1 protein-coding gene is annotated in these 1745 nt (G+C 61.5%); it reads left to right on the top strand.

Annotation, left to right across the window (positions count from 1 at the left end):
* Window positions 1-225 precede the first annotated feature (225 nt).
* A complete protein-coding gene (locus tag K7W42_RS22650; RefSeq protein ID WP_224577670.1) occupies window positions 226-1722 on the top strand; it encodes a tetratricopeptide repeat-containing diguanylate cyclase in 1497 nt (498 codons plus the stop codon).
* Window positions 1723-1745: the final 23 nt, after the last annotated feature.

Genomic DNA, 1745 nt, shown 5'->3' with positions numbered 1-1745 from the left:
CCCCTACACGCGTGTTTGAGCTGCTTTGCGCTCTGAAGGTTTGGGCTCCTGTTGTCTCGACTTGTCAAGATTTGGAGAGAGCCCAGCCGCCATGATGCTCCCAGCAGGGCGAGGCCCTGACGACGAGGAGACACCATGAACACGGCATTCTGGGAACACGCCTGGGCAGCACGCGACCTTAACCCCGCACAAGCTGAACAGTGGGCGCGCCTCCTGCCCGGTGCCTTGGAAGGGCAAGTCCTCCTCGCCTACCTGTTCTGGCGGATCGGTCAGCTGAGTGCAGTGAAGCCGCTCCTTACCCCGGCCCTCGATACCCTGCATCAGCACCCCCCCAATGTCTGGACCGGGCGCGCCCTGAACACCGCCGCGTGCCTCGCGTACAGCCTCAACCAGGCTGATGAAGCCCTCCACTACCTTGAGGAGCAGATTCAGGTGGGCCGCACCCTGGGGGATGTCGTCACGGAAGCTATTGGCCTGCATGATCTCGCCTCCATGCTCCGCTTCGTCCATCCCGAACGAGCAGGCCACTATTTGCGGGAAGCGCTGGCGCTGTTCAAGACTGTGGATGAACCTCTTAGCCTGCCGCTCGCCTATATCAATCTGGGCGACCTTGAGCAGGACCGGGGCCATTACGAAGCCGCCTTGTTGTGCTACACCCAGGCCCTACATTGCCCAGCGGTCACGCTTCGCCCACTGGTGGAAGCCTTCACGCTCAGTTCGATTGTCGCCACGCTTGATCGGTTGGGCCGGTCCGCTGAAGGCCATTTTGCAGAAAACCGCTTGCAGACACTCGCTGAGACCAACCTGAACCCGGAGGTGCAAGTTGAAGCGTGGCTGGCCCTTACCCGCCGCATGTCCCCACAAGATGTCATCGCCCGCTTGGCGCCGCTGCCCGCGCTTCTCGAAGACGAAGAGAACCATCAGTATCTCCCTGTGCTGTACAGCCAGCTGAGTGCTGCGTATGAAGCGGAAGGCAACTTCCCCCAGGCTCTGGTCACCCTCCGTAAAAGCGTGCAGTACGAGCAGACCGCGGCCCTGGGCCAGCGCCGCTACGTCGCCCGGGCCTTTGAGAGCCTGCTGACGCTTGAAGAGACCCGGCGGCAAAACGCCGCATTACAGGAGCACGCCGCAGTGTTGGAACGGCTCAATCGGCAGATGACCCAGTTGAGCCAGACGGATTACTTGACGGGCCTGGCCAACCGTTTGGCGCTCTTCCACCAGGCTGAACAGTGGCAAGAGGACGGCACAGTGGTCACGGTTGCTCTTCTGGACCTGGATAATTTTAAGCAGATCAACGATACCTGGGGGCACACCGTGGGTGATCTGGTGTTACAACGGGTTGCGCAGGTCCTGCAGCAGCAGGCCGCCTCGTCGGACCTCGTGGCGCGATTTGGGGGTGAGGAATTCATTGTGGTGCGACCAGGCTCAGCCGCGCTCCAGCCCACCTGTCAGATCATGTTGGAGGCCGTTCGGCAGTTGTCGTTTGACGAGGTGGCCCCTGACCTGCAGGTGACGGTGAGTGTAGGGGTGTCCAACGCGGGCGTGCAGTTTGCAGCGCTCTTGGAGCAAGCCGATCAAACGTTGTACCGAGTCAAGCGCACGGGCAAGAATGCAGTGGCAAGTTCAGGAGATGGCGACCAGAGTCGTTCAGCGTCCGGCGAGACCGCCCCGCCCGCTTTGACGGGATCGAGCAGGTGCCCAAACGCTTCCAAGTCATCCTGAACGACATGCACGCCCTCAAGGCC

It is taken from the genome of Deinococcus betulae (assembly GCF_020166395.1).
Classification (GTDB): domain Bacteria; phylum Deinococcota; class Deinococci; order Deinococcales; family Deinococcaceae; genus Deinococcus; species Deinococcus betulae.
Note: the sequence above shows the minus strand (reverse complement) of the source record. Positions and strands in the feature narration are given on the sequence as shown.